Annotated in this window: 28 protein-coding genes; 24 read left to right on the forward strand and 4 right to left on the reverse strand. The window is 67.1% G+C overall.

Translation table 11 applies throughout. From position 1 onward, the window contains the following. Nucleotides 1-9: 9 nt before the first annotated feature. Both EGM71_RS10635 and EGM71_RS10640 read right to left on the reverse strand, forming a co-directional pair. Nucleotides 10-471 (reverse strand): helix-turn-helix domain-containing protein, encoded by a 462-nt coding sequence (locus tag EGM71_RS10635; protein WP_188484889.1) that lies wholly within the window; start codon nucleotides 469-471, stop codon nucleotides 10-12. Continuing rightward, complete coding sequence (locus tag EGM71_RS10640; RefSeq protein ID WP_188484890.1) at nucleotides 468-1394, reverse strand: LysR substrate-binding domain-containing protein; 927 nt, start codon at nucleotides 1392-1394, stop codon at nucleotides 468-470. The genes EGM71_RS10635 and EGM71_RS10640 overlap by 4 nt, the downstream gene beginning before the upstream one ends. Nucleotides 1395-1485: 91 nt before the next feature. Here EGM71_RS10640 and EGM71_RS10645 point away from each other — a divergent pair, with 91 nt between their 5' ends. The 4 genes from EGM71_RS10645 (at nucleotide 1486) to EGM71_RS10660 (ending at nucleotide 4310) form a co-directional block, all read left to right on the forward strand. Beyond that, a complete protein-coding gene (locus EGM71_RS10645; protein WP_188484891.1) occupies nucleotides 1486-2526 on the forward strand; it encodes a hypothetical protein in 1041 nt (346 codons plus the stop codon). Continuing rightward, nucleotides 2523-3404 (forward strand): TolB family protein, encoded by an 882-nt coding sequence (locus EGM71_RS10650; RefSeq protein WP_188484892.1) that lies wholly within the window; start codon nucleotides 2523-2525, stop codon nucleotides 3402-3404. Before EGM71_RS10645 ends, EGM71_RS10650 begins: the two co-directional genes overlap by 4 nt. 62 nt (nucleotides 3405-3466) lie before the next feature. Further along, nucleotides 3467-4009: a GFA family protein gene (locus EGM71_RS10655; protein WP_188484893.1), complete on the forward strand. Its 543-nt coding sequence runs from the start codon at nucleotides 3467-3469 to the stop codon at nucleotides 4007-4009. Next, nucleotides 4002-4310, forward strand: coding sequence for a DUF6958 family protein (locus tag EGM71_RS10660; RefSeq protein WP_188484894.1), 309 nt, complete (start codon nucleotides 4002-4004; stop codon nucleotides 4308-4310). The genes EGM71_RS10655 and EGM71_RS10660 overlap by 8 nt, the downstream gene beginning before the upstream one ends. On the opposite strand, the gene EGM71_RS10665 is transcribed toward EGM71_RS10660, so the two are convergent. Continuing rightward, on the reverse strand, nucleotides 4311-5666 hold the full coding sequence (locus EGM71_RS10665; protein WP_188484895.1) for a sigma-54 interaction domain-containing protein: 1356 nt from the start codon (nucleotides 5664-5666) through the stop codon (nucleotides 4311-4313). 396 nt (nucleotides 5667-6062) lie between these two features. Here EGM71_RS10665 and EGM71_RS10670 point away from each other — a divergent pair, with 396 nt between their 5' ends. The 15 genes from EGM71_RS10670 to EGM71_RS10740 all read left to right on the forward strand — a co-directional run bounded on the left by EGM71_RS10670 (nucleotide 6063) and on the right by EGM71_RS10740 (nucleotide 15849). Further along, the gene (locus EGM71_RS10670) at nucleotides 6063-6593 is read left to right on the forward strand and encodes a hypothetical protein (RefSeq protein WP_188484896.1); all 531 of its coding nucleotides are present in this window, start codon (nucleotides 6063-6065) and stop codon (nucleotides 6591-6593) included. Continuing rightward, nucleotides 6590-7207, forward strand: a complete 618-nt coding sequence (locus tag EGM71_RS10675; RefSeq protein WP_188484897.1) for a hypothetical protein — start codon at nucleotides 6590-6592, stop codon at nucleotides 7205-7207. Before EGM71_RS10670 ends, EGM71_RS10675 begins: the two co-directional genes overlap by 4 nt. 42 nt (nucleotides 7208-7249) lie before the next feature. Next, entirely contained in the window at nucleotides 7250-8566 is a 1317-nt protein-coding gene (locus EGM71_RS10680) for an adhesin (protein WP_188484898.1), read from the forward strand. A gap of 99 nt (nucleotides 8567-8665) precedes the next feature. After that, nucleotides 8666-9370 (forward strand): C39 family peptidase, encoded by a 705-nt coding sequence (locus tag EGM71_RS10685; protein WP_188484899.1) that lies wholly within the window; start codon nucleotides 8666-8668, stop codon nucleotides 9368-9370. Nucleotides 9371-9383: 13 nt separating this feature from the next. Then, nucleotides 9384-10133: a hypothetical protein gene (locus EGM71_RS10690; protein ID WP_188484900.1), complete on the forward strand. Its 750-nt coding sequence runs from the start codon at nucleotides 9384-9386 to the stop codon at nucleotides 10131-10133. Nucleotides 10134-10182: 49 nt separating this feature from the next. Then, complete coding sequence (locus EGM71_RS10695; protein WP_188484901.1) at nucleotides 10183-11493, forward strand: transporter; 1311 nt, start codon at nucleotides 10183-10185, stop codon at nucleotides 11491-11493. 300 nt (nucleotides 11494-11793) lie between these two features. Next, entirely contained in the window at nucleotides 11794-12084 is a 291-nt protein-coding gene (locus EGM71_RS10700) for a RebB family R body protein (RefSeq protein ID WP_049445059.1), read from the forward strand. 43 nt (nucleotides 12085-12127) lie between these two features. Continuing rightward, on the forward strand, nucleotides 12128-12397 hold the full coding sequence (locus tag EGM71_RS10705) for a RebB family R body protein (RefSeq protein WP_005416649.1): 270 nt from the start codon (nucleotides 12128-12130) through the stop codon (nucleotides 12395-12397). Between the two features lie 26 nt (nucleotides 12398-12423). Beyond that, the gene (locus EGM71_RS10710; protein ID WP_006446865.1) at nucleotides 12424-12690 is read left to right on the forward strand and encodes a RebB family R body protein; all 267 of its coding nucleotides are present in this window, start codon (nucleotides 12424-12426) and stop codon (nucleotides 12688-12690) included. 60 nt (nucleotides 12691-12750) lie between these two features. Next, the gene (locus tag EGM71_RS10715; protein WP_005416651.1) at nucleotides 12751-13023 is read left to right on the forward strand and encodes a RebB family R body protein; all 273 of its coding nucleotides are present in this window, start codon (nucleotides 12751-12753) and stop codon (nucleotides 13021-13023) included. Nucleotides 13024-13093: 70 nt separating this feature from the next. Then, nucleotides 13094-13330 (forward strand): RebB family R body protein, encoded by a 237-nt coding sequence (locus tag EGM71_RS10720; RefSeq protein WP_188484902.1) that lies wholly within the window; start codon nucleotides 13094-13096, stop codon nucleotides 13328-13330. Then, the gene (locus EGM71_RS10725; RefSeq protein ID WP_188484903.1) at nucleotides 13327-13911 is read left to right on the forward strand and encodes a RebB family R body protein; all 585 of its coding nucleotides are present in this window, start codon (nucleotides 13327-13329) and stop codon (nucleotides 13909-13911) included. The genes EGM71_RS10720 and EGM71_RS10725 overlap by 4 nt, the downstream gene beginning before the upstream one ends. Before the next feature lie 47 nt (nucleotides 13912-13958). Next, a complete protein-coding gene (locus EGM71_RS10730; RefSeq protein ID WP_101765528.1) occupies nucleotides 13959-14306 on the forward strand; it encodes a hypothetical protein in 348 nt (115 codons plus the stop codon). A 20-nt stretch (nucleotides 14307-14326) separates the two neighbouring features. Next, nucleotides 14327-15406: a hypothetical protein gene (locus tag EGM71_RS10735; protein ID WP_188484904.1), complete on the forward strand. Its 1080-nt coding sequence runs from the start codon at nucleotides 14327-14329 to the stop codon at nucleotides 15404-15406. Between the two features lie 206 nt (nucleotides 15407-15612). Next, complete coding sequence (locus tag EGM71_RS10740) at nucleotides 15613-15849, forward strand: hypothetical protein (protein ID WP_046983341.1); 237 nt, start codon at nucleotides 15613-15615, stop codon at nucleotides 15847-15849. A gap of 59 nt (nucleotides 15850-15908) precedes the next feature. On the opposite strand, the gene EGM71_RS10745 is transcribed toward EGM71_RS10740, so the two are convergent. Next, a complete protein-coding gene (locus EGM71_RS10745; protein ID WP_188484905.1) occupies nucleotides 15909-17402 on the reverse strand; it encodes a helix-turn-helix domain-containing protein in 1494 nt (497 codons plus the stop codon). Nucleotides 17403-17818: 416 nt separating this feature from the next. On the opposite strand from EGM71_RS10745, the gene EGM71_RS10750 reads away from it, so the two are divergent. The 5 genes from EGM71_RS10750 to EGM71_RS10770 all read left to right on the forward strand — a co-directional run bounded on the left by EGM71_RS10750 (nucleotide 17819) and on the right by EGM71_RS10770 (nucleotide 23512). Continuing rightward, complete coding sequence (locus tag EGM71_RS10750; RefSeq protein ID WP_188484906.1) at nucleotides 17819-18703, forward strand: NAD(P)-dependent oxidoreductase; 885 nt, start codon at nucleotides 17819-17821, stop codon at nucleotides 18701-18703. 101 nt (nucleotides 18704-18804) lie between these two features. Continuing rightward, nucleotides 18805-19944, forward strand: coding sequence for an SPFH domain-containing protein (locus tag EGM71_RS10755; RefSeq protein WP_188484907.1), 1140 nt, complete (start codon nucleotides 18805-18807; stop codon nucleotides 19942-19944). Between the two features lie 20 nt (nucleotides 19945-19964). Then, entirely contained in the window at nucleotides 19965-21317 is a 1353-nt protein-coding gene (locus tag EGM71_RS10760) for a hypothetical protein (RefSeq protein ID WP_075678254.1), read from the forward strand. Continuing rightward, entirely contained in the window at nucleotides 21314-21571 is a 258-nt protein-coding gene (locus EGM71_RS10765; protein ID WP_188484908.1) for a hypothetical protein, read from the forward strand. The genes EGM71_RS10760 and EGM71_RS10765 overlap by 4 nt, the downstream gene beginning before the upstream one ends. Nucleotides 21572-21847: 276 nt before the next feature. Next, complete coding sequence (locus tag EGM71_RS10770; protein ID WP_188484909.1) at nucleotides 21848-23512, forward strand: tyrosinase family protein; 1665 nt, start codon at nucleotides 21848-21850, stop codon at nucleotides 23510-23512. Nucleotides 23513-23522: the final 10 nt, after the last annotated feature.

Raw genomic sequence — 23522 nt, forward strand, 5'->3', positions numbered from 1 at the left:
GGACCTCCCTCAGGTGGGATCCACGTTAGCAACCGCCTCGCGGCGGCGCTTCTCCAAAACTGCGATGTTCAGGTCCGGTCGCTGCGCGGCACGTGCGTGGCATTCCGGCACGCTGGCCTGCGTCGCCTGGCCCGAGCGCTCGCGCTCGCGCACATTGCCCGGGCTGTCGCCGGTGATGTCACGGAAGATGCGCCCGAAGGTGCCCAGGCTGCGCCAGCCGGTCTGCGCGGCGATCTCGGTGACCGTCAGGTCGGTGTCACGCAACATCGCCACGGCCCGTTCGATGCGCCGGCTGAGCAGGTAGCGGTGCGGTGGCAGCCCGAATGCCTGCTTGAACGAACGCGCGAAATGCGCAGATGATACGGCACTCACCTCAGCCAGGCGGGCCACCGGCCAGTCTTCGTGGCTGGCGTGGTCCATCCGGTCCTTGGCACGCAGCAGGCGCCGCAGCAGTTCGGGGCTCTGGTTCATGGCGTCACCGCGTGCGCCAGATGATGTCGCGCCGCATGCCTGGCCTGCGCGGCCTGCTCGCCCAGCCAGCCACCGAATGCGATGACCTTGGCGCTGCGGCTGCGCGCCGTCGGTGCCACGAACCAGAACCCACGCCCGTCGCTGGCCACACCGGGATGTGCCTGCACAAGGCGCCCGCTGTCCAGTTCGGCCTGGAACAGGATTGGCGAGCCGATGGCGATGCCCTGCCCGGCAATGGCAGCGCCGACGTCCAGATGCTCCATCGCAAAGGGGGTGACGAAGCTTTCCCTGGGCGGCGGCGGAACAGCAGCATGTGCGGAAAACCACAATGCCCACCAGTCGGGCCGGCCAAGCAGCGGAACCTCCAACGCCCGGCGACCGAGCCCGTCTGCCGCCGGCAGCAGTGCTGGCGCGCACAACGGGGTGAAAATACTGGGAAACAGAGGCGTGGCCTGCAGCCCGGGCCACTCGCCATGCCCATTGCGGATGGCGGCATCGAAACGCCCGGCGGCCAGGTCCTGCGGCTCTGCCGACAGGTCCAGTTCCAGCACGAGGTTCCGATGGCGGGCGCGGAAGCTGCCCAGGCGAGGCGTCAACCAGCTGGTGCCCAGCGTCGGCAATACGGACAGGCGCAACCGCGTCGCATCCATGTCAGCGGCTCGCATGAAACTGGCACGAAGCGCGTCGAAGGCCCGGGTGGCCTCCTGCGCGACGCTGGCACCTGCCACCGTCAGTTCCACATGCTGGGCGTGGCGCAGGAACAGGCAGGTCCCGGTCTGGGCCTCCAGCCGGCGCACGTGGTAACTCACCGATGCCGCACTGGTGTCGAGCTCCTCGGCGGCACGGGCGAAACTGCCCAGCCGTGCCGCCGCCTCGAAGGCGCGGATGGCGACAAGGGATGGCAGCTGGCGTTGGGTCACCATAAGTGTGGCTTAGCCTGAGCCCCGATATCCGCGTGGTCAATCCCCCTCGTACCCGCAACGATGGAGGCACCTCCGGCAAGGAATCATGCACATGGATCGACGGCAATTCCTGGCCACCCTGGCCGCCACGGCAGCGTTCACCCCCCTGCCCTCCGGGTGGGCCCTTGCCAGCCACAGCGCAGACTGGAAATGGTTGCAGGGCAACTGGCAGGTCCGGCACCAACGGCTGAAGGACCGCCTCGTGGGCGATACCCGTTGGGAAGCCTTCACCGGCGCCAGCGCGGTCTGGCTCACCCTGGGCGGGCTCGGCACCATCGATGACAACGTCATGGCGCTGCCTTCGGGCCCCTACAGGGGCCTGGGCGTGCGTGCCTTTGATCCAGTGTCTTCCACGTGGGCGATCTGGTGGATCGATGGACGCAACCCTGCCCATATCGAAGCGCCCGTGCGCGGCATCTTCGAAGGCGATGGCGGCAGCTTCCGCGGTCGCGATGACTTCAAAGGGCGCCCCATCGAGGTCTGGTTCCGCTGGCATGACATCCATGGCGATGAGCCGTGGTGGGAACAGGCGTTCTCCGACGATGCCGGTGCGCACTGGGAAGTGAACTGGCGCAACTGGTTCCGGCGCACTGCGGCGGCCCCCTCTCCGCTTCCGAAGCGGCCGGATGCACCGGGTGATTTTGATTTCCTGGTCGGTCGCTGGAACGTGCGCCATCGCCGCCTGCGCGCTCGGCTGGCAGGCAGTGATGCGTGGGACGCGTTCAACGGCACCCTGCACAACTGGCCGGTGCTGGGGGGATTCGGTAACGTGGGTGACAACCTGATGGACGTGCCGGGAGCACCGCTGCGCGGCATGGGCATCCGCGCCTGGAATGTGGCGGAGCAGCACTGGCGGAGCTGGTGGCTGGATGGCCGGGAGCCGACCCGGATCGGCGCGCCGCTGCGCGGTGGTTTCGAGGCTGGTGTCGGCCGCTTCTTCGGCGAGGACCAGCACGACGGGCGGGCGATCCAGACGCGGGTGATCTGGTCACGCATTACCCCGCATTCGGCGCGCTGGGAACAGGCGGCCTCGGCCGATGGTGGACGCAGCTGGGAAACCAACTGGGTCAGCGACTTCGAGCGACAGGCATGAAGGCGCTGTTGGCCGTGGTGCTGCTGGTTGCTGCGTCACCTCCCGCGTCTCCATCTAGGCTGCTGCAGATCGTCGGCGCCGCCGAACGCTTTGCCCCGGGCGTTGCATCCACGCAGCATGACGAGATTCGACTGACCTTGAGCCCGGACGGAAAAACCGCACTGTGGTTCAGCCGCAACCGGCCCGGCGGTCCGGGCGGGTATGACATCTGGGTCTCCCACCACGATGGGCAGCGCTGGCGGCCGGCGACGCCGGTCTCGTTCAACACGCCGGGCCGTGACTTCGATCCCGCCTTTTCCGCCGATGGCCGTGTGGTGTATTTCTGTTCGGATCGAGCAGGCGGCCAGGGCGGCGACGATCTGTATCGAGTGAGCGTGGAACGCCACGGTCGCTTCGGGGAACCGGAGAATCTGGGGCCTGCGGTGAACAGTGCGGCCGACGAGTTCGCGCCGATGCTCTCGCCGGACGGTCGTACGCTGTTGTTCTCCAGCGATCGTGCGGGCGGTGCCGGCGGCCATGACCTCTACAGCGCGGCGATGATCGGCGGCGTCGCGCAGCCGGCACGGCCGCTGGCGGGAGACCTCAATACCGCAGCGCAGGAGTTCGATGCCACGTTCCTGGGCGACGGCCGAACGGTGGTGTTTGCCCGCGCCCTGGACTTCGGCAGTGCACCGGTGCGCCAGTTCATTGCCTACGCGCATGGAGGCCGTTATGACGCAGGCCTTGCATTGACCTCGCCCTTGAACGAGGCCTCCGGCGACAGCTACGGCGCGATGCTGGATGGCTCGCAACCCGGCACCTTGACCTATTCGGCGCGGCGCGCGGACGGTGCAGGGTTGGACCTGTACCGCATCCGCTACCGGATGTCGCGACCCTGAAGGCAGGTGGTGTCGATTTCCAGCGCGCCAGTTCGTCGAGAGGATGAATACCCCAGGAGAAAATGCAGATGCCCTCCCAACAGTCCCTTGCCTGCGCCTGTGGTCAGGTCCGCCTGACCACCACCGGCAGTCCCATCGCCACCGTCGAATGCTGCTGCGACAGCTGCCGCAGGGCTGGCGCCCAGCTGCAGTCGATGCCCGGAGCACCGCAGGTGCTGGGGCCACAGGGACAGACGCATTTCGTAATGCAGCGCAAGGATCGCGTCCGCATCGACGCCGGGCATTCCCTGCTGTACGCGTTGCGGCTGTCCAGCACGGGCGGCAGCCGCCGCGTCCTGGCGAGCTGCTGCAATACACCGCTCTTCCTGGAGTTCAGCGGTGGCCATTGGTTGAGCCTGTATGGCCTGTTGTGGCCGGCCTCGATACGCCCCGCCGTCGAAATGCGGACGATGGTCAGTGATCTTCCAGACGCGTCTGTCCTTCCCGACGACGTGCCCAACCTGAAGACCCGGTCGCTTCAGTTCTATGCCCGGCTGATGAAGGCGTGGATCGCCATGGGTTTCCGCAGCCCACGCATCGAGGTCGCGGGAGATACCCATGTCTGAACCCGAGCGGATCGAGATCGAGAGCATCACTACCCCAGGTCACATCCAGCGCGTCGATCGTGGCAAGTACATGGCCATGCGCACGGCCCTGCTGCGTGCCTTGCCCAGGCAACCTCCCGGGATGACGGTGGCGCAGGCGAAGCAAGCGCTGTTGCCGCACCTGCCCGCGTCGCTGTTCCCGGAAGGAGCCACGGCGGGTTGGTGGTTGAAGGCCGTGCAGCTGGATCTGGAGGCCAAGGGGGTGATCGAGCGCATTCCAGGCACGCCGCTACGCCTGTTCAAGCACGTCGCGGCCGGCTGATCAGCGCTGCGCCGGCAGCTCCAGCCGGTGCTTGCGGCACAACCGATATACGGTCACCCGCGAGATCTGCATCTGCCGCGCGCATTCGGAGACGTTGTAGCCGGTCTGGCGCAGGGTCTGCAGCAGTACATCGCGTTCGGCCTGGCCGCGGGCATCGTGCAGCATCGCCCCCGGCGGCGCATGCACCGGTCCGGCCAGTTCGAGATCACGCTCACTGATCAGCTCACCCTCGGCCATGATTGCCGCCCGCTGCACCCGGTTGAGCAGTTCACGCACGTTGCCGGGCCAGGCGAAACGTCGCATCGCCTGCAGCGCAGCGGGCGCAAAGCCACGTGCACGCACGCTGTGGCGCAGGCGGAAGCAGCGCAGGAAGTGCTCGGCCAGCAGCTGCACATCGGTGCCACGCTCGCGCAATGGCGGCATCAGCAGGCGCAGCACATTGAGCCGATAGTAGAGATCACTGCGGAACCGCCCCTGCGCCACCGCGTGTTCCAGTTCGACGTGGGTCGCCGCGAGTACCCGCACGTCCGCCCGCAGCGGCTGGCTGCTGCCCACGCGCTCGAACGTGCCTTCCTGCAGCACGCGCAGCAGGCTGGTCTGCGCCTCCGCCGGCAGGTCGCCCACCTCGTCGAGGAATACCGTACCGCCGTGTGCGGCTTCGAATACGCCGATCTGGCGCTTGTCGGCGCCGGTGAACGAGCCGCGCTCGTGGCCGAACAGCTCCGACTGCACCAGGTTCGCCGGGATGGAACCGCAATTGACCGCGATGAACGGCTTGCCTGCACGGCCGGACAACGCATGCAGTGCATGTGCCGCCAACTCCTTGCCGGTGCCGGTTTCACCGGTCACCAGGACCGGCAGTTCAACCGGCGCGAACTTGTGCAGCACCGTGCGCACCGCGTGCAGCGCAGGACTTTCGCCGATCAATGTGCGCGGCCCCTGCCCGCCGCACACCTCATTTGCTGGCGGATCATCCGCTTCGAACTGCTGGCGCATCGCAGCCACCAGGTCCTGCAGGCCGAAAGGCAGCGTGAACCGCGAGATGCAACGCTGCAGCAGGGGCAGCCACGCTGCAGGCATGGGCCCCGCGCCGGGCGGCAGCACCGCGAGCCAGGGCAGATGCGCGTGCTGTTCGATCCATGGCGCCAGCAACTGCAGCGCGGGCATATCCAGATGGCGAAGATCCAGCACAGCGAGCAGCCGATCACGCCCGCGCAGCCCGATCGCCATCGCCGGGTCAGGATGGATGCGACGCACGTACCAGCCTGCGGCCGCCAGCGCGCTGCGCTCGTTCGCCAGCGGCTCGCCGAACCAGAGCACGCAACGTGATGTAGAAGCCTCCGGGACCGCCGCCATGCTTCCCCCAGCATCCGGACACCGTCGGCGGACTGTCAGGCAATCACCGGCGTGCCGCCCCCCGCCGGGACCTCTACGGCCACCGCAGCGGCCTTTGATGGGCGGATCCTAGCGCCGCGCTAAACGGCGGCGCAATGAGCGCCGCGTCAAGAAAGCACCGGCTGAAGCGGCATCGTTACAGTCCGCGGCGGCACCTGTAACACCCGTGCGACAGTCGGGCGCCCGCCTTGCCCTGCGGCGCTTGGCGCTGCGCAATCCCAACATTTTTCCCACGCCGCTGTAACGGCGCGGCAGCAGCGCCCCACGCCTGCCAGCGCCTGGCGCCATGGCCGCCAAGCCTTCCAGGGTTGGCACGGTTGATGCGAGGTTCGGCCGCACCCACCACGGGAGATCGGCATGGACGGCATCACCCCCATTCGCGGCCTGCTGGCAACGCTGGCCGTGGCCCTGCTGTCGGTTGGCGCGAGCGCCTCTGCCTCCGGTGCCCGCCAGGGCGTGAAGGCTCAACCGGGCGAAATCGTCCTGTTGCGCGATGTGTCCGCGCGGCCGGCCTATCGCATGGCGCCGCCCGGCATGGCGCTGATCGCCGACCCGAAACCGCAGCGCGAGATCGCGGCGGCCCTCGGTGCCGGTGCCCCGGCAAACGGGATGGACGAGCTGAGCGATGAGGACTACGCAGGCATGGGGGCAGGTCACGCAGCCACAGCCAACGCACCCGCAGGCACCACGGTCGAACGTGTGACGCAACAGGCATTGGGCGGCACGCTCGGCCGCAGCGGTGAGGGCATGGTCGGCAGCAGTCTCGGTGGCGCCATGAGTGGGCCGCTCGGCGCGGTCGGTAACAGTACCCGCGGCATCGGCGATACCGTGCGCGGCGCCCTCGGCCAGTTCCCGCTGCAGGGCATGGCCCCGGCAGGTGGCAAGTGAGGCGGGCGCACTGGCTGCTGCTGATCCTGTCTGCCACGCCGTTGATCGCGCAGGCCGATGACTACAGCGGCATGCTCGCCTACCTCGACGTTGCCCGCATCGACGGCCATGCACTGGCCGGCGTGAACGGTGCCATCGCGGTGAACCAGGCGGCCGGCGACCTCAACCTGCAGACCAACCTGCGCGGCATCGCCACGGGCGAACATGCCGACGTATCGATCAGCAACCGACAACTGCGCGGTGGCAACCGCGTGCTGGGTGCACCGCTGCACGCCACCGCCGTCATCGATGGCAAGGCGCTGGCCGGTGCGAGCGGCATCGCATCCATCAACCAGGCCAGCGGCATCGCCAACACGACGCTCAACGTCGTCAGCGCGACGCTGGCCCGACAGGGCATACGCGAAACCGACGATACGGCCTTGGCCGCCGAGGGTTCCGCGTTGGCAGGGGGGCGGGACGACGCCGGTCGCGGCGTCGCGACGGGCACCCGCAGCGCCGGTGTCACCAGCACCGCGCTGCGGGGATTCGACGGGGTCCTGCAACTCAATCAGATCGCGGGCAGCGGCAACGACACGGCCAATGTGCTGGGCCTGGTCGTGCAGGACCGCCCGTGACAACCACCCAACCGATGCACCACTGATGAGAGAGAGGGCACCATGAAAGCGACCGTCAAACGGACCATGCTCGCCATGGCGATTGCCACTGCCTCGACCGCCGCTGCGGCCAATGGCTGGGACAACCAGAACGCCAACGCGAACATCAACCACAACCATACCGTCAGCGAAACCCGCAACGACACCCACAACCACACTGACAACGACGTGCGCAACCGCACCGTCAACGTCAACGTGCAGAAGCACAGCACCATCCAGGCCGACGAGCGCAAGGAGAAGAACAACCACGGCGTCGACGTGAACCTGGAGAAGGACCTGCGGCTGGGTACCGACATCAATTTCTCCGGTGACCCGAACATCACCGGCGACATCGACCTCGATTCTGCGGCCATCGCCGTGATCGACAACCGCCAGTCGATCAGCAACAACGCCACCAGCAACAGCCTGGTCACCAACAGTGCCTCCATCGGTGACAGCGTGGGTGCAGGTGCATCGGGCAATCTCGGCTTCAACGTGGTATCCGGCGACAACAACGCCCAGGACAATGCCGCGTCGCTGTCCGCTGCCGATGCGTCCTTCAGCTTCGGCATGGCCGACGCCGAGGTGTTCGTCAACCAGGCCGGCTTCGGCAACGCCACCATGAACTCCGGCGTCACCAATGCCGCAGGTCTCGGTGGCAATGCCTTCGGCGGTGCGTCAGGCAACATTGGCGTCAACATCGCTTCGGGCAACAACAACGAGCAGAAGAACGCGCTCGCGGCCTCGGTCGCGACCACCGCAGTGGCGCAGTCGAGCATCAGCTCCAACCAGGTCTCCACCGGCAACACGGTCAGCAACGCCGGCTTCGTGCAGTCCTACACCGATACCGTGCAGGTCGGCATGCATGGCGGCGTCAGCGGCCTGACCCTGGCCTATGGCGCGGGTACCTACCGCGGCACCGGCAATGCCTACCAGATGGCCAATTACTACCTGGATACGTGGAACGGCGAGCTGCCGCATCCGGGTGGCAACAGCACCGGCCACATCGACCTGGACAACGAGATCCAGAACGCCACGATGAACCCCAACCGGCCGGGGGTGGGCGGCCTGGGCTTCGATACGCGTGAAAGCGGCACCAGCCAGTTCGTCGAACTGGGCGTGGCCGACCTGTATGCCAGCCTGAGCGGCACGGTCAGCACCACGCGCTGGGTGAACGTCAACGCGACCAATACCTCGGCGTTGTCCGGCAGTGCCTTCTCCGGCGCCTCCGGCAACATCGGCGTGAACGTCGCTGCGGGCACCGGCAACCTGCAGGCCAACAGCCTGGCGCTTGCTGTGGCCCAGCCGAGCACGGGCGGTGGTGGCGGCAACGGCGAGTAAGCGCACCACCCCGGCCGTCCGCCAACGGCCGGGTTCCCGGGAGCCCCTGTTCCTCCTCCCCCTTGGGACAGGGGCTCCCTCCTGCTGCTGGAGAACGTGATGATCGGCCACCGTCTCTCGATGTGCCTGCTGGCCTGCCTGCTTTTGCTGGGCGGTGCATCGGCGCGGGCGGGCGACGTCGGCTTCGCCGGCGTGCTGCCCAATGGCGCATTGCTGCAGCAGAAGGTGGAAAGCATGCAAGAACGGCGCTACCGCAATGTGGTGCGCCAGCACACCGATTACAGCTGCGGGGCGGCCGCACTGGCGACCATCCTGCGCCATGCCTACCACCTGGACACCGACGAGGCGACGGTGATCGAAGGGATGATGGGGGTCTCCGACGCGGCGCTGGTGGCCGAGCGTGGCTTTTCGCTGCTCGACATCAAGCGCTACGTGGAGTCGCTGGGCATGCGCGGGCGCGGCTATCGCATCGATGAAACGCGCCTGCGCACGCTTCGCGTTCCCGGCCTTGTGCTGATGGACGTGCGCGGCTTCCGCCACTTCGTGGTGCTCAAGCAGGTCCGCCAGGGGGTCGTCGAGGTGGCCGATCCGATCCTGGGCAACCGCAGCCTGGCACTGCCCGAGTTCCTGGCGGCCTGGCCATCACGTGCGGTGTTCGTGGTGATCGGCAGTGATTTCGATCGCAACACGGTCCTGCTGCAACCCAGCGAACGGCCCAGTGCCCGCGCGCTCTACGCGCGACAGGGGCCGATCACCGATGCCGAACTGGTCGACTTCGGCTTCAGCCACGCCGACCTGTTCTGAAGGAGGTTCCGCCATGTTCCGCCACCGTCTGTTGATGGTCCTGCTGCTGGCCTGCCCCGCCCTGCCCCTGCAGGCGGCGGACGCGGCGCCCGGGCGCGGCCTGAAGGAAATCCCGGATCCCGAACTGAACCTGATGCGGGGCCGCTACACCGTAGGCGGCAATACCGTGGCCTGGTTCGGGGTGACGATGGTCTCGCAGTGGCAGGCGGGCAACGGAACGGTGCTGCAGGGGGCGTTGACCCTGGGCATGGATTTCCGCGGCGGCGGCAGCCCGAAACTGAGCTTCCAGCCCAGCGTGCACGTGACCACCTCAGATGCACCGCTGCCGGACACACAGGGTCGCCATATCGACAGCACCGGCCTGGCCAACGCCAGCGGCCTGGTGCAGAGCGTGCAGGTGGCCGGCGACGGCAACGCCGCCCGCAATGCGACCACGCTGGTGGTGCGCAACGGTGCGGTGCCGGCCCCGTCGGGTGACGGTGCCCATTCGCTCAGCGCACAGGCCGCAGGCATCTCGGCCTCTGCGGTACTCGACGGCAACCAGGCACGCCTGCAGCTGCAGGTGGATGGCCAGGGCCTGGTCCAGCAATGGATACGCAACGGCAGCGTCGGCCAGGGCATCGCCCTGAACGGTGACGGCCAGATCGCCAGCAACCAGCTGCGGCTGGAGCTGGTGCGGGATACCGCGGGCGGCAACCTGCCGTTGAGCCAGAACGTGGCCCAGGCGATTGCGATGAACCGCGGCATGGGGCCGGGCCGCTAGCACCACGGCACGGCGTTGGGGGAAGCGTTCCACAACGCAGGACACGAACATGCACACCTTGATGAGGATCACCCCGTTGGCGCTGGCGGCGCTGGCGGGCACCGCCTTCGCCGCACCACCGGCGGCGGATGATGGCGCCGACGTGCAGGCACTGGCCAACCAGTTGGAGCAGCTCAAATCCAACTACGCGCAGGAAGTGCGGCGGCTGCGCGAACTGGACATGCAGGTGCAGGCGATGCAGGCGCGGTTGAGCGGGAAGGTCGGCCCGATGGCGCCGGCTACGGCTACGGCTTTGGCCCCGGCTACGGCAGGCGAGCAAGGCTCGACCCTACAGGCCTCGCCGAGCGGCGAAGGCTATGCCAGCAGCGCCGCCGAGGCGCAGCGGGCAAAACAGGAATCGCGGCGCAGCGTGGATGATGTGAAACAACAGCAGTCGGCGCTGTTCTCGCGCCGCTTCACCGTCGAGAACAGCCTCACCTACGCCCGCTATGACCGCAAGCAGCTCACCCTCAATGGCTTCCTGGCACTGGACGCGATCTTCCTCGGCAACATCGCCATCGAGAACGTCGAATCCGATTCGCTCACCTACAACCTGGCCGCCCGCTGGGGCGTCAGCCCGAACCTGACCCTCAATCTGGACGTGCCGTACCTGGCGCGGCGCACGGTCTACCAGAAAGGCGGCGCCGGCGGCGCGGCGGCGGCGATCGCGCAGGAAGAAACCAATGGCAACGGCCTGGGCGATATCGGCCTGAGCGCGAACTACCGCTTGTTCGGCGAACGCGGCTGGCGCCCGGAGACCGTGCTCACTGCCGGAGTGACCGCGCCCACCGGGCGCGCACCTTACGGCCTGGACTGGAAGGTGATCGAGCGCGACGACGATGACTACATCCGCTTCGCCGTGCCCAAGGAACAGCCCACCGGCAATGGCGTGTGGCAGGCCAACGTGGGGCTGTCGATGGTCAAGACCGCCGATCCGGCGATCCTGTTCGCCAACCTCGGCTACGTGCATTCATTCCCGCGTGGCTTCAGTGACATCGACAGCAATCCCGATACGGTCAATCCGGGTGACGTGAAGCTGGGCGGCTCGGTCTACTTCGGCGCCGGCGTGGCCTTTGCGTTCAACGAACGCACCAGCCTCAGCCTGTCCTTCAGCGATCGCATCAGCACACGTGCCTCCACCCGCTTCCAGGGCGGCAAATGGATGAAGGTGATCGGCAGCGACGCCAATGCGGCGTCACTGAATCTGGGTGTGACCTATGCGCTCAACCAGCACACCACGCTGGTGACGCTGCTCGGCATCGGGCTCACCCCGGATGCACCGGACTTCACGCTGGCGTTCAAGATCCCTTACATGCTCTGACCCGCCCGATCCGGCGACGCCGTGGCCACAGCCCGTCGCCGCCGGACCGCGCTACCCACGCGCAGCCCCTGTGTGTCCTCCAGGACAATGCGCCAGCGCTGGTGCCGACGGCACTGATCATCAGTTCCGCCGTATTCACGCCGCACCTTCACGGTGATCCGCCCGCATTCTCCGTCGATTCCGCCAATCCGGCGGCGACGCCATTTCCTACTCTGGCCCCACGGTGAAGCCCAGGCCGCTGCAGGCAACGCACCGTGACACTGGATACCACGCACTTCCACCCTTTCGCAGGAGCAGGACATGGCATTTCCAACCGCGGTAAACGACCAGATCACCGATTCGGTCACCCAGGCCAACACCAAGGTGCTGGGTGACGCGCCCGCCGTGGCGGTGGGCAATCTGTACCAGGCCACCGCACAGGCGCTGGCCAACGCCGCCCACAACGCCACCAATGCGCAGCAGCAGTCCTACGTGACAGCGCAGTCGGCCACCACCATGGGCGTGGCCACGCTGTACTCGGTCGATACCGCCACCACCGCGGTGGCAAGCAGGGAAATCCTCAGCACCCGCGTTCGCGGCCTGGGTTCCTGATCCGTCGTTCCATAGCTGACCCGCCAACCCCAAGGAGTTCGACATGGCATTCCCGACCGCTGTAAACGACCAGATCACCGATTCGGTCACCCAGGCCAACACCAAAGTGCTGGGCGACGCGCCCGCCGTGGCCATGGGCAATCTGTACCAGGCCACCGCACAGGCCCTGGCCAATGCCGCCCACAACGCCACCAACGCACAGCAGCAGTCCTACGTGACGGCGCAGGCGGCCACCACCATGGGTGTCGCCACGCTGTACTCGATCGACACCGCCACCACCGGCGTGGCCACCAAGCAGATCCTCGGCGCGTGATGCGCCGGCAGGCAAGGAGCTGAGCCATGGCATTTCCCACGGCCGTCAACGACCAGATCACCGACTCGGTCAGCCAGGCCAACCTGCAGGTGCTGGGCGTGGCGCCTGCCACGGCAATGGGCACGCTGTACCAGGCCACCGCACAGGCGCTGGCCAATGCCGCCCACAACGCGACGCTCGCCCAGCAGCAGATGTATGTCACGGCGCAGGCCGCGACCACGATGGGCGTCGCGCTGCTCTACGCCGTCGATACCGGCGCCACCGGCGCCGCCACCCGGAAGATTCTCGGCTGATCCCATTGAGTGCCGGCAATCTCCGTTCCTGTAGTGCTGTCCACCCTAGGAGCTTCCACCATGGCATTTCCCACCGCCGTCAACAGCCAGATCACCGATTCGGTCTCGCAGGTCAACACCAAGGTGCTTGGTGATGCGCCCGCCATCGCAATGGGCAACCTGTTCGTGGCCACCAGCCAGGCGCTGTCCAACGCCGCGCACAACGCCACCAACAACCAGCAGCAGTCCTACGTGACCATGCAGGCGTCGACCACCCAGGGGGTGTCCACGCTGTATGCGATCGACACCGCCTCCAACGGCGTGGCCACCCGCGAAATCCTGGGTCTGCGCTGACGTGTCGGCCCGGCGTGACGCCAACCACCGCGCCCCCGCTCAGGGCGGCGTCACGTCGGGCCCCTGATCGATGGCCGCATCGCCCGCCACCGGCTACCTGCTGGCAGCCACCAGCGCCGGATCCGGTGTGGCGATCGCCCTCGCCCCCTCGTTCGCGATGTCCGCCACGTACCTGGCGATGGCCGACAGCCTCGCCCTGGCAATGCAGAACGCGGTGGCCAACCAGCAACGCGGCCAGGTGACCGCCGGCGCAAGCCTGGCCCAGGTCCTGGCCCTGATCATCCAGAAGGGAGCCGTTCCGTCATGAGCAGTGAGAACACCGTCAACAGCCAGATCGTCGACAGCGTCAGCGCCGCCTCGACCCTGCTGGTGGCCCAGGGGCCGGCGCAGTCCTTCAGCATGCTGGACATGGTGATGCTTGAGACGCTGGGCACCGCCATGCACAACGCCGTCGCGCGCCAGCAGGGTGCGGGCATGGTCAGCAACGCAGCGGTCACCGCGACCTGCGCGAAGATGATCAATGCCCCCTGGCCGGTGCCGCCGCCCGCTCCGGAACCCCCTCCGCCGCCACCGCCGCAGGTCATTCCCCTGCCTGGCCCGGTGCCGGCGCCGCCTTCGCCTGCGGCGGTGATCGCCGCGGCCACCGCAGAAGGAAAGACCGCCATCAGCGTCCTGCAGGCACAGACCCACGGTGCCACTGCCGACGCTGCGGCCGCTACCAGCAGCCTGCATGCACTCGAAACGCTTGCAGGCATTGCGGCAGCGCCCGCGCCCGGTCCTGCGCCCGACCCCGCGTCCGGTCCGGATCCGGACGCGGGTCCCGCCCAGGATCCCGCGCCAGACTCCCCTTCCCCTTCCCCGGCAGACGACGCTGACGCCGGGGCCTGACAGACTGCAGGCCGCCTGCGGCCCCACCCGCCCATCAAGGAGCCCGTATGGACCCGAGCAACGTCAACGCCCAGGTCATCGATGTGATCAACCAGGTGCAGACGGCCACCATGTCTGCGACCGTGGTGAAGACCAGTGGTGCCGGCAAGGCCTACCAGTCGGTGGCCCAGTCTGCGGCGATCGCCGTGCAGGATGCAGCTGACGCCCTGCGCAACGTCTCAACCATCGCGACCACCGCGGCCGGCGTGGCCATGGCCCAGTACCTGGCGACGGGGGACGAAAAGTATGCGAGGGTGCTCACGCAAGCGCAGAACATGATGCAGGGGGCCACCGACGACTTCAACCGGGTCGGCAATGCCGCTGCGACCGTCCTCAAGGAATTTCCGGCCCAGTGAGGCCGCCAGGAGAGCCACGCATGAGCGTTTTCATTGCCGGTCGTTCCATCCCCCAGGCCAATCAGATCAGTCAATCCTGCAGGCATGTCCTTCAGTTCATCGACGGCGGCGAGCACTGGCTGAAGTGGGCCATGGAGTCGCATGAGCACCGTTATGCCTTCTCCGACGAGGGCACGATGCTCGATGGGGTGCAGCAGGGTCTGCACGGTTCGCGCATGACATGGTTGTCGCGCCTCGGGTTGCAGGTCGGCCCGATCAAGCTGCTCAGCCTCGGCAACAGCGATCTCAGTGCCTTGCGCCAGGTGGAGTTTGAAGACGAGACACGACTTTCGCACAGCGAGGCGCAGGGAGTCCTGGCACGACACCGGCTGCTGACCAACACCGAACTCGGCGCCTCACGCGCGTTCCTGGCCTCGATCGGCGCGGCCGACGCACCCCTGCTGCAGCAGCTGGATTTCCGTGAATCGGTGGCGCTCCACCAGCTGGCCGGTGAGCTGGGAATGTCCGCCGCTGGGCGCGACGACCTGGTCGACGCTGCCAGCTTCGCGCTGTTGCACGCGCGCAGGCCCATCGAGTTTGCCGACTACTTCCGCTTCTACCAGCGGGTGAGCGCAGGGGGCGGCAGTCGCGAGCATCGGCTGACACGTGCAACCCGTGCGTTGCAACAGGTGCTGCCGATCCTGTTCGGCTTCCTGGACGGGCCGCAGCTGCCACAGTTGCCGTCGCCGGAGCAGGTACGCGAGGCGATTGCCGCAAGCCTGGCCGCGAACCGGCAGATCGGCTATGCCCGCATCTCGCTGGCCGCCCAGCAGATGGCGGCCTGCTTCGACAACGATCCCGACCTGCTTCAGGATGACAGCCGGCTGCGCGAGGCCGCGCGGTGGCAGCTGCGCGATGCACAGGAATTCCTCAACGAACATCCGGTTTCCCGTGGCCGTCTCGGCCAGGATGGTGCCAGCGTGCAGTTCCCGATCGATGGCTCCAAAGCACAGGCGCTGGTGCAGGTGGAGGACAATGTGATCACCCTGCAGGACTACCGCCGAACCCGCGGCTACCTGGGCGAAGAAGCGCAGGTGGGCTACCAGGCGGATGCGGTGTGAACCCGGCTCCGGCGCCAGGTGGCGACGGCGTGCAGGCAGCAACGGAGGCTCTCGCGTCGGCAGCCGGTGCGGCCGTTGCTGCCGGACGCCTGGCGGCCCGGCAACAGGCGCAGAAGATCCTGGCCGATGCCCAGGCGGCATTGCGCCATATCCTGGGGGAGCGCAGCGACGGTGCTCCCCCCTCATCCCCAGCAGGAGCACCGACGATGACCTTCCCGACCCCGCTTCCCGGCAAGCCCACTCCCGCCCATCCGGCGGGCAAAACCCCGATGGAAATCGCACAGGAACTGGCGGACGCCGCGATGGCCGCCAGTGAAGAAGGCATCCGCGCCGCGATGGAGGTTTCGCAACGCGCGGTCGAGGCCGCCGCCGAGGCGGCACGCCGTGCTGACGAAGCCGCCGAGCAGGCCGTGCAGCGCGCTGCTGAAGCAAACGCACGCTAACGCCGGATCTTCCGTTCCAGCGCCCCGGGCAGGCCCGCGCCTGCACCGGGGCGTTTGTTTTACTGATCCGGCGTTCGCCGGTAGCTGCGCGGACTGACCCCCACCGCGCGCCGGAAACTCTTCTCGAAGTGGCTCAGGTCACCGAAGCCGACCTGCAGTGCGACATCAGTAATGCGCAGGCGTTGCCCATCCCGCAGCAGCTGCTTGGCATGCTCGATACGCAGTTGCTGCAGCAGCAGCTTGAAGGTCGTGCCCAGCTCGCTGCGGAACAGGAAGCCCAGGTGCGACTGGCTCACATGGGCCTGACGGGCAAGGTCGCCCAGCGTGAGCGGCTCCGCGGCATGGTCCTTCAGATAGGCCAGGGCGCGTTTCAGGCCGTCGTGCAGGCCTTCCTGTGCCGTTGCTGCCGCTGTGGCGACATCGCGCCCGGTGTCCTGCGTTGCCGGGGCGTCCATGCCGGCCTCGGCCCCTGCGTCGGCGCCAACGGAATTGTCGGCGGCCATCAACCCGGGGGCATGCCTCAGCACATCCTCACGGCGGATGCTCCGGCCGCCGGTCATCACCGCCAGGCGAACCACCACGCGCTCCATTTCCAGAAGGTTGCCCGGCCAATCATGGCTGCGCAGCGTCTGCAGTACGTCCTCGCTGATTACCTGCGGATTGAAGCCGTGCATCTGCAGCGAACGCGCAACCAGTGCGCCGATGTCCTCGGTGCGCTCGCGCAGCGGCGGAACATCCGCCGTCAGGAACTCGAGGCCGGCCAGCAGCGCCCGCGAGAACAACCGGTCGCGCACGCGTTGCTCCAGGTCGGCGCTGGTGGATGCGATCACCCGGATGGCCTGTGCCGCACCCGCTTCGCCCGATGCAGGCTGCAGGCCACGGATGCAATGCGAGAGCTGCCCCTGCAGCGCCACCGGCAACTCGTCGACTTCGTGGAAGTACAGGGTGCCGCCACGCGCGTGACGGAACCAGTCCGAGGGTTCCTCCTGGGGATGGGCGCAGTTCACCTCGATGAAGGGCCCCCGCCGCAGCGGACTGCCGCTGTGCAGTGCGGCGGCCAGTTCCATCTTCTCGGTACCGAACTCGCCGCGCAGCAGCACAGGCAGTGAACTGGCGGCAGCGCGCTCGATGAACTCTTCCAGCCGCTTCAGCGCATCGCAGGTACCGACCAGCAGCAACGGCCGGCTCAGCGCCTGCTCGGCCCACGCCTGTGCTTCGTATCGCTTGATCAGGTGCGCGCAGCGATGCGCGAATGCTTCGCCCAGTGCCAGCGCGCTGCTGTCCAGACGCCCCGCCTGCGTTTCCAGCTGCAGCTCGCCCAGCACTTCACCGGCATAGCGGATCGGCAGACGCTGGCTGGCGCCGGTCCCATCGTCCGCGTCCGCCACCGGGGTCCCGTCCGGATGGCCTGCACCGGAACCGCGCAGATGGACGCGGCCGCCACGCACTGCATGGTGTTGCGAAAACTCCTTCACGAACGCGCCCAACAGGTCGGGCAAGGACCGGTGGGGTCGGTAGGCGCGCTGCAACATCTCACTGACTTGCCTGTGCATTGAAACTCCCCTTTCGAATGGCAACCCGCTGCCGTTGCAGCGGGCGATCGCGCAATGGGTACCGTGCGGCTTCACTGCGTGATGCTGCGACGCCCCCGCCGCGCCTCGCGCCAGCCACAGCACACGCAGGTGAACGTGCACACTGTCCGCCCCCATGCCCCCAGGGGGTTGCCGTCGGTAGGTCGACGAAGCGGACGTCGGACGGATCCCGGTTCCCCGCGCGCAGACACGCGCATTCGCCTCCGGGATTATCGAAGGCGAGTTTCATTAGAATCGTGATGATAATCACGTGAATATCCGGGATTATCTTTCCCTGCGATGCAGCACAGGGTGTGGCGAACTGCATGTGCTGCGCGCAACCTGCCCTTCGCCGATCTGCGGCATGATGGGCGCCTTGCCATGATCGGGAACCTGCCATGCCATTGGGATTCATCGGCCTGGGCGTGATGGGCACGCCGATGGCGGGCCACCTCGCGCGGGCCGGGAACACCGTACTGGGCTGGTCCCGCTCCGGTCGCAACCACGAAGCGGCACGCATCGCCGGCGTAGAGCCCGTCACGCAACTACAGGATGTGTTCTCTGCATGCCGCACCCTCGTTCTCATGCTGGCCAACGACGAAGCCATCGACAGCGTGCTGGGGCGGAACACGGCGACCTTCCCTGCCCGCGTTCACGGCCGCCTGGTGATCAACATGGGCACCAGCTCGGCGGCCTATTCGCAGGCGCTGGGTGAACAGGTCCGCGCGGCGGGCGGACGTTACGTGGAGGCACCGGTCTCCGGCTCGCGGGTGCAGGCGGAATCCGCGCAACTGGTCGTGATGCTGGCCGGCGAGGATGCCGACGTTGCGGAGGCCTCGCCCCTGCTTGCGCCGCTGGGCCGGCAGTGCATTGCGTGCGGCCAGGTGCCAGCGGCGTTGCGCATGAAGTTGGCCGTCAACCTGTACCTGATCACGCTGGTCACCGCACTGGGCGAGGCCGTGCACTTCGCCGAGCGCCACGGCATTGCCCTGGCGCGCTTCGCCGAAGTGCTCAACGCCGGGCCGATGGCCAGCGAGGTATCGCGGATCAAGCTGGACAAGATGATCCACGGGGACTTCGCGGTCCAGGCCTCGATCACCGATGTTCTGAAGAACAGCGGCCTGGTGGCCGATGCCGCGCGGGAGGCGGGCATGCACGCCCCCCTGATCGACGCCAGTGATGCGCTGTTCGCGCGGGCGCAGCAGATGGGGCTGGGAGGGCTGGACATGGCGGCCGTCCTGCAGGCGATCCGGGGCCGCCCGCCGGCCACCGGCGGGGCCTGATCCGGATTCATCTTCCGGCACCACAGTGGTCCCTGCCCGCTGCTATATTCAGTCCAGCTCGGCAGGCATGGTGCCTGCCCTCGAATCACAGGGAGTTGGTCATGGGTCTGGTACAGGCGGTGAAGGGTGCGGTCGGTGGTGTGCTGGCCGACCAGTGGAAGGACTTCTACACCGTGCCGACAGGCCTGCCCTCGACGGCGGCCCTGTTCGCGGCGGTGCCGCAGGGCACCAACGCCGGCCGCGGCTCCAACACCAGCGGCTCGTCCAACATCATCACCGACGGCTCGAAGATCATCGTGCCCGAAGGCTACGGCCTGCTGCTGTTCCAGGACGGCGCGATCACCGCGTTCGTCGCCGAACCGGGTGGCTACGAGTGGCGTTCGGACGATCTGAACTCGCAGTCGATCTTCGCCGGCGACGGCCTGGTCAGCACCTTCATCAAGCAGAGCTGGGAACGCTTCAAGTTCGGCGGCCAGCCGGGCTCGCAGCAGGCGGCCTATTTCGTCTCGCTGAAGGAACTGCCGGACAACCGCTTCGGTACCCAGTCGGAAATCTACTGGGACGACGGCTTCCTCAACACCCAGGTCGGCGCGGTCACGCGTGGCTCGTACACGCTGAAGATCGTCGACCCGATCCTGTTCGTGAAGAACTTCGTGCCGGCCAGCTACCTGCAGCCGGGCCAGGTGTTCGACTTCACCGACCTGGACAACGCCGCCGCCAGCCAGCTGTTCAATGAAGTGGTCGGTTCGCTGGCCCCGGCCTTCAGCCTGTATACCAACGACCCGGGCAAGGGCAACCGCATCACCAAGCTGCAGCAGGACTCGCTGGGCTTTGCACAGAGCCTGTCGGCCGCCGTCGAGCAGGGCTACCAGTGGAAGTCCGACCGTGGCCTGGCCATCGTCAAGACCGCCATTGTCTCGATCGAGTACGACGCCAACACGCGCGAGCTGCTGAAGACCGTGCAGCGCGCCGATGCGCTGTCCGGTTCGCGCGGCAATTCCAACCTGCAGGCGAGCGTCGCCCAGGGCATCCAGTCGGCCGGCGAGAATGGCGGTGCGGCCGGCCTGGTTGGTGTCGGCATGGCCTCGGGCATGTTCGGTGTCGGCGGCATGCAGCAGCCGGTCACGCCCGCGGCCGACGACCCGGTGGCCAAGCTGAAGAAGGCCAAGGAAATGCTGGACCTGGGCCTGATCACCCAGGGCGACTATGACGCCCTGAAAGCCAAGGCACTGGGCCTGTAACGGCAGGACGCACAACCCACATGTCCGATCCCCGAAACGGCCCACCGCCGCTGCCCGGATCCGCGCCCGCGACGCCGCCGCCCTTGCCGGCGGCGTCGTTGGATGGGCCCGGTTCGCCGCAGGACGTCCCTCCCCTGCCCGGCAGCTTCCCGCTGGACACCTCGAAACTGCCGCAGGCCATCCGCGATGAAGTGGAAGCGCCCGACCCTGTGGCCATCGATACGTCGGCCAGCGAGCTGAAGGACGGCCTCAACCGCTGCCCGAAGTGCGGTGCCACCGACATCCGGCCCAAGGCCGGTACCGACATCCTGGTCTGCCTGTATTGCCGTCACGAATGGCATGGCGCACGCGTCGAGGAGGAATTCGGGCTGGGCGAGGCCATCGACCAGCTGCGTGGCACGGTCATCGCCTCAGGCGCACGTGACATCGATGCCGACACATCGGCGTTGATGACGTTCAAGTGCACCGGCTGCGGCGCCGAGGTGACGGTCAACACCGAGAGTACGATGACGGCGCGCTGCCACTGGTGCCGCCATGTGTTCGGCGTCAACGAGCAGATCGCCAACGGCGCGGTGCCCGATGCGGTGCTGCCCTTCCATATAAAGAAGGACGATGCGGTCGCGCGCATCCGCCAGTTCGTCGACAAGCGCCGCATGTTCGCACTGAAGGCGTTCAAGGACCAGTTCACCCCGGAAAACGTGGTGGGCGTGTTCCTGCCCTACATGATCGTCGACAGCAATGTCAGCGCGGCCGTGGCCGGCAAGGGCGAGATCCAGACCCGGCAGTACACCGTGGGCAGCGAGAAGAACAAGCGCACCCTGTACGACGCCGATGTCTACCAGATCGAGCGCCAGGTCGACTTCACCGTCGATGACCTGCCACTGGAATCCTCGGCCGAGCGCGGGAATCTCGATACCCGTGCCAACACCAACAACATCATCAACACCATCCTGCCGTTCGATACCAAGAACGCGGTGAAATGGAACGCTTCGTACCTGGCCGGCTTCACCTCTGAGAAGCGCAACCTCGATGTGGAGAAGCTGCGGCCGCGGCTGGAAGACCAGCTGCTGTCGATCGCCCGCTCGCAGGTGGAGGGTTCGGTGAAGCGCTACAACCGTGGCGTGCGCTGGGAACAGGAACAGCTGGAGGTGCATGGCACCCGCTGGGTGTCGATGTACCTGCCGGTGTGGTTGTATTCGTACCACCAGCCCGGCAAGAACGGCGGCATGCTGCACTACATCGCGGTAAACGGCCGTACCGGCGAAACCATGGGCAGCGTGCCCGTGCAGCAATGGAAGATGCTGCTGGCGGCCCTGGCCACCGGCACCGTCATTGAAGCCCTCGCAATTGCCTTCCTGGTGGCATCGACATGAGCGACGACAGTGGCCTCTGGCTGTTGGCGGCAGGTCCGGCCGGCGCAACCGCGCTGTACTGGGCGCTGTATCGCTATTACCGCAACACCGACAAATCGCACTCCTTCGAGCACGAAACCGCCATCGAAGCCAAGCCGGTCACCGGCTCGGAGCAGCAGGTGGGCCGGGTCACCGGCACCGAGGACAAGCGCATCCGCGGTGACAATGTGTACGAGTACCGGAAACGGGTGGTTCGGGTGAAGCCCGACCCGTAGCGCCAGGCCATGCCTGGCTGATCGGCAACGCCGCCACGACGACGGTGAACAGCTTCAGCCGGGCAGATGTGTACGCACCTGCGACTGTGGGCTGCTTCGCAGATCAGCCCTGCCTGCCCTGCCTATACTACCGCCGCCTCCACCCCGGCCATCGCTGCACCTGCCGGTGGAGGCGGCGGGGCTGGATGTCCCCGTCGGGCCGGCCGCCACGCTGCCGCCGGTCCTGCCAGTGATTTGTAACCCGATGCGGTTCAACCAATCACCAGGGGGAAGGCTATGCGCTACACACGTCGTGATTTTCTTGCCACCACCGCCAGCGCTTCATTGGCGTCTCTGGTCGCACCCGGGGCCTGGGCCAGCGGCGCTGCACCAGCCGACAAGGCAGTGCAGGCACGCTACCACCGCTACAACGTCACCAGCCCCGAAGGCCAGCGCATGCTGGCCAGCTACGCACGCGGCATCAAGGCCATGCTGGCATTGCCGGCAGACGATCCACGCAACTGGTTCCGCAACGCCTTCGTGCACCTGATGGACTGCCCGCATGGCAACTGGTGGTTCTATGTCTGGCACCGTGGGTATGTCGGCTACTTCGAACAGACCATCCGTACGCTCAGCGGTGATCCGCAGTTCGCCATGCCCTACTGGGACTGGACCGAGCTGCCACGCATTCCCCCGGCGATGTTCGACGGCGTGCTGACGCCCACCGACAGCGCCTATGCGCCGTATACGCGCAACCTGGCGGTCTTCACCCGGTTCATGCGGCCGGCATTGCAGCGGTACTGGAGCACGCTGGATGCAGGCCAGCGCGAGCAACTCAAGTTCCGCGGCTATCTCACCGCGGACGACGTCTGGAACGATGTGACCGGCTACAGCGTTGCGGAAAAGACCGGCATCTCGGGGAATGCAGCCTATGCGATCACCTGCGGTGCCCGCTATCTGTGGCGCGAGAATCCCGGCTTCGATGCAAAGACCGCTTCGGCCGTGTCTCCCGATACCATTCACGCGGGGCTGTCGCCGGTCGAGTTCTACAACGACGATGTGAGTCGCAGCTTCACCAGCTCGCGCACGGCCTCGCACGTGGTGCAACCGGACGGCGCCACGAAATTCTCGGTGCTCGAAGGCTTCCCGCACAACAAGGTGCACAACTGCATCGGTGGCGTCGGCGCGGTCGACCCCGGCCCCTACGGCAACATGACCAACTTCCTGTCGCCACTCGATCCGATCTTCTACCTGCACCACGCCAACATGGACCGCCTGTGGGACGTGTGGAACCAGCTGCAGCAATCCCGCGGCAAGCCGATCATGCCCGTCAACGTCGACCAGCGGCGTCAGTTCATGAACGAACCGTTCCGGTTCTTCGTTGATGCACAGGGCAAGCCGGTTGGCGCGCGTCCGGCCAGTGCGTTCTTCTCCACCACGGCCTTCGACTATGACTACGTCTACGGGGGCCGCAACGACCTGCTGAAGGCGGCCGCGCTGCCGGCAGCGGCTGGCGCGGTGCGGCTGGTGCGCGGTACGCGCGCCGATGGTGCGGTGCGCGTGGCCGTGCCCAATGAAGCGGTGCGCGCGCACCTGGCCACGTCGGCCCCGCGACAGTTGATTGCCGAAGTGACCCTGGAGCGACCGCGCGGCTTGAACAATACGCGTGAGTTCGACGTGCTGATCAACGCACCGGCCGGCACCGCGTCCGTATCGGCCGACAGCCCGTACTACGCCGGCACCGTATCGTTCTTCGGGCCGACCATGGCCGGGATGGACCACAGCCATCCCACCACGTTCGCGGTACCACTGCCGCAGAAACTGGGGGCCCTGCAGGCACTCACTGCTGCCGATGGTGGGACGGCCACGCTGGAGATCCGCCTGGTCGCATCGTCCGGCCAGGCACCGCAGACGTTCCCGGTGCTCGACGCCGCCATCCTGGTGGCACCACTGCAGCCGTGATGAAGCACGG

It is taken from the genome of Stenotrophomonas maltophilia, from assembly GCF_006970445.1.
Classification (GTDB): Bacteria; Pseudomonadota; Gammaproteobacteria; order Xanthomonadales; family Xanthomonadaceae; genus Stenotrophomonas; species Stenotrophomonas maltophilia_AU.

Coding starts and splice junctions, on each gene's coding strand:
- EGM71_RS10635 (WP_188484889.1), bottom strand. CDS start 471: ATGAACCAGAGCCCCGAACTGCTGCGGCGCCTGCTGCGTGCCAAGGAC.
- EGM71_RS10640 (WP_188484890.1), bottom strand. CDS start 1,394: ATGGTGACCCAACGCCAGCTGCCATCCCTTGTCGCCATCCGCGCCTTC.
- EGM71_RS10645 (WP_188484891.1), top strand. CDS start 1,486: ATGGATCGACGGCAATTCCTGGCCACCCTGGCCGCCACGGCAGCGTTC.
- EGM71_RS10650 (WP_188484892.1), top strand. CDS start 2,523: ATGAAGGCGCTGTTGGCCGTGGTGCTGCTGGTTGCTGCGTCACCTCCC.
- EGM71_RS10655 (WP_188484893.1), top strand. CDS start 3,467: ATGCAGATGCCCTCCCAACAGTCCCTTGCCTGCGCCTGTGGTCAGGTC.
- EGM71_RS10660 (WP_188484894.1), top strand. CDS start 4,002: ATGTCTGAACCCGAGCGGATCGAGATCGAGAGCATCACTACCCCAGGT.
- EGM71_RS10665 (WP_188484895.1), bottom strand. CDS start 5,666: ATGGCGGCGGTCCCGGAGGCTTCTACATCACGTTGCGTGCTCTGGTTC.
- EGM71_RS10670 (WP_188484896.1), top strand. CDS start 6,063: ATGGACGGCATCACCCCCATTCGCGGCCTGCTGGCAACGCTGGCCGTG.
- EGM71_RS10680 (WP_188484898.1), top strand. CDS start 7,250: ATGAAAGCGACCGTCAAACGGACCATGCTCGCCATGGCGATTGCCACT.
- EGM71_RS10685 (WP_188484899.1), top strand. CDS start 8,666: ATGATCGGCCACCGTCTCTCGATGTGCCTGCTGGCCTGCCTGCTTTTG.
- EGM71_RS10690 (WP_188484900.1), top strand. CDS start 9,384: ATGTTCCGCCACCGTCTGTTGATGGTCCTGCTGCTGGCCTGCCCCGCC.
- EGM71_RS10695 (WP_188484901.1), top strand. CDS start 10,183: ATGCACACCTTGATGAGGATCACCCCGTTGGCGCTGGCGGCGCTGGCG.
- EGM71_RS10700 (WP_049445059.1), top strand. CDS start 11,794: ATGGCATTTCCAACCGCGGTAAACGACCAGATCACCGATTCGGTCACC.
- EGM71_RS10705 (WP_005416649.1), top strand. CDS start 12,128: ATGGCATTCCCGACCGCTGTAAACGACCAGATCACCGATTCGGTCACC.
- EGM71_RS10710 (WP_006446865.1), top strand. CDS start 12,424: ATGGCATTTCCCACGGCCGTCAACGACCAGATCACCGACTCGGTCAGC.
- EGM71_RS10715 (WP_005416651.1), top strand. CDS start 12,751: ATGGCATTTCCCACCGCCGTCAACAGCCAGATCACCGATTCGGTCTCG.
- EGM71_RS10720 (WP_188484902.1), top strand. CDS start 13,094: ATGGCCGCATCGCCCGCCACCGGCTACCTGCTGGCAGCCACCAGCGCC.
- EGM71_RS10725 (WP_188484903.1), top strand. CDS start 13,327: ATGAGCAGTGAGAACACCGTCAACAGCCAGATCGTCGACAGCGTCAGC.
- EGM71_RS10730 (WP_101765528.1), top strand. CDS start 13,959: ATGGACCCGAGCAACGTCAACGCCCAGGTCATCGATGTGATCAACCAG.
- EGM71_RS10735 (WP_188484904.1), top strand. CDS start 14,327: ATGAGCGTTTTCATTGCCGGTCGTTCCATCCCCCAGGCCAATCAGATC.
- EGM71_RS10740 (WP_046983341.1), top strand. CDS start 15,613: ATGACCTTCCCGACCCCGCTTCCCGGCAAGCCCACTCCCGCCCATCCG.
- EGM71_RS10745 (WP_188484905.1), bottom strand. CDS start 17,402: ATGCACAGGCAAGTCAGTGAGATGTTGCAGCGCGCCTACCGACCCCAC.
- EGM71_RS10750 (WP_188484906.1), top strand. CDS start 17,819: ATGCCATTGGGATTCATCGGCCTGGGCGTGATGGGCACGCCGATGGCG.
- EGM71_RS10755 (WP_188484907.1), top strand. CDS start 18,805: ATGGGTCTGGTACAGGCGGTGAAGGGTGCGGTCGGTGGTGTGCTGGCC.
- EGM71_RS10760 (WP_075678254.1), top strand. CDS start 19,965: ATGTCCGATCCCCGAAACGGCCCACCGCCGCTGCCCGGATCCGCGCCC.
- EGM71_RS10765 (WP_188484908.1), top strand. CDS start 21,314: ATGAGCGACGACAGTGGCCTCTGGCTGTTGGCGGCAGGTCCGGCCGGC.
- EGM71_RS10770 (WP_188484909.1), top strand. CDS start 21,848: ATGCGCTACACACGTCGTGATTTTCTTGCCACCACCGCCAGCGCTTCA.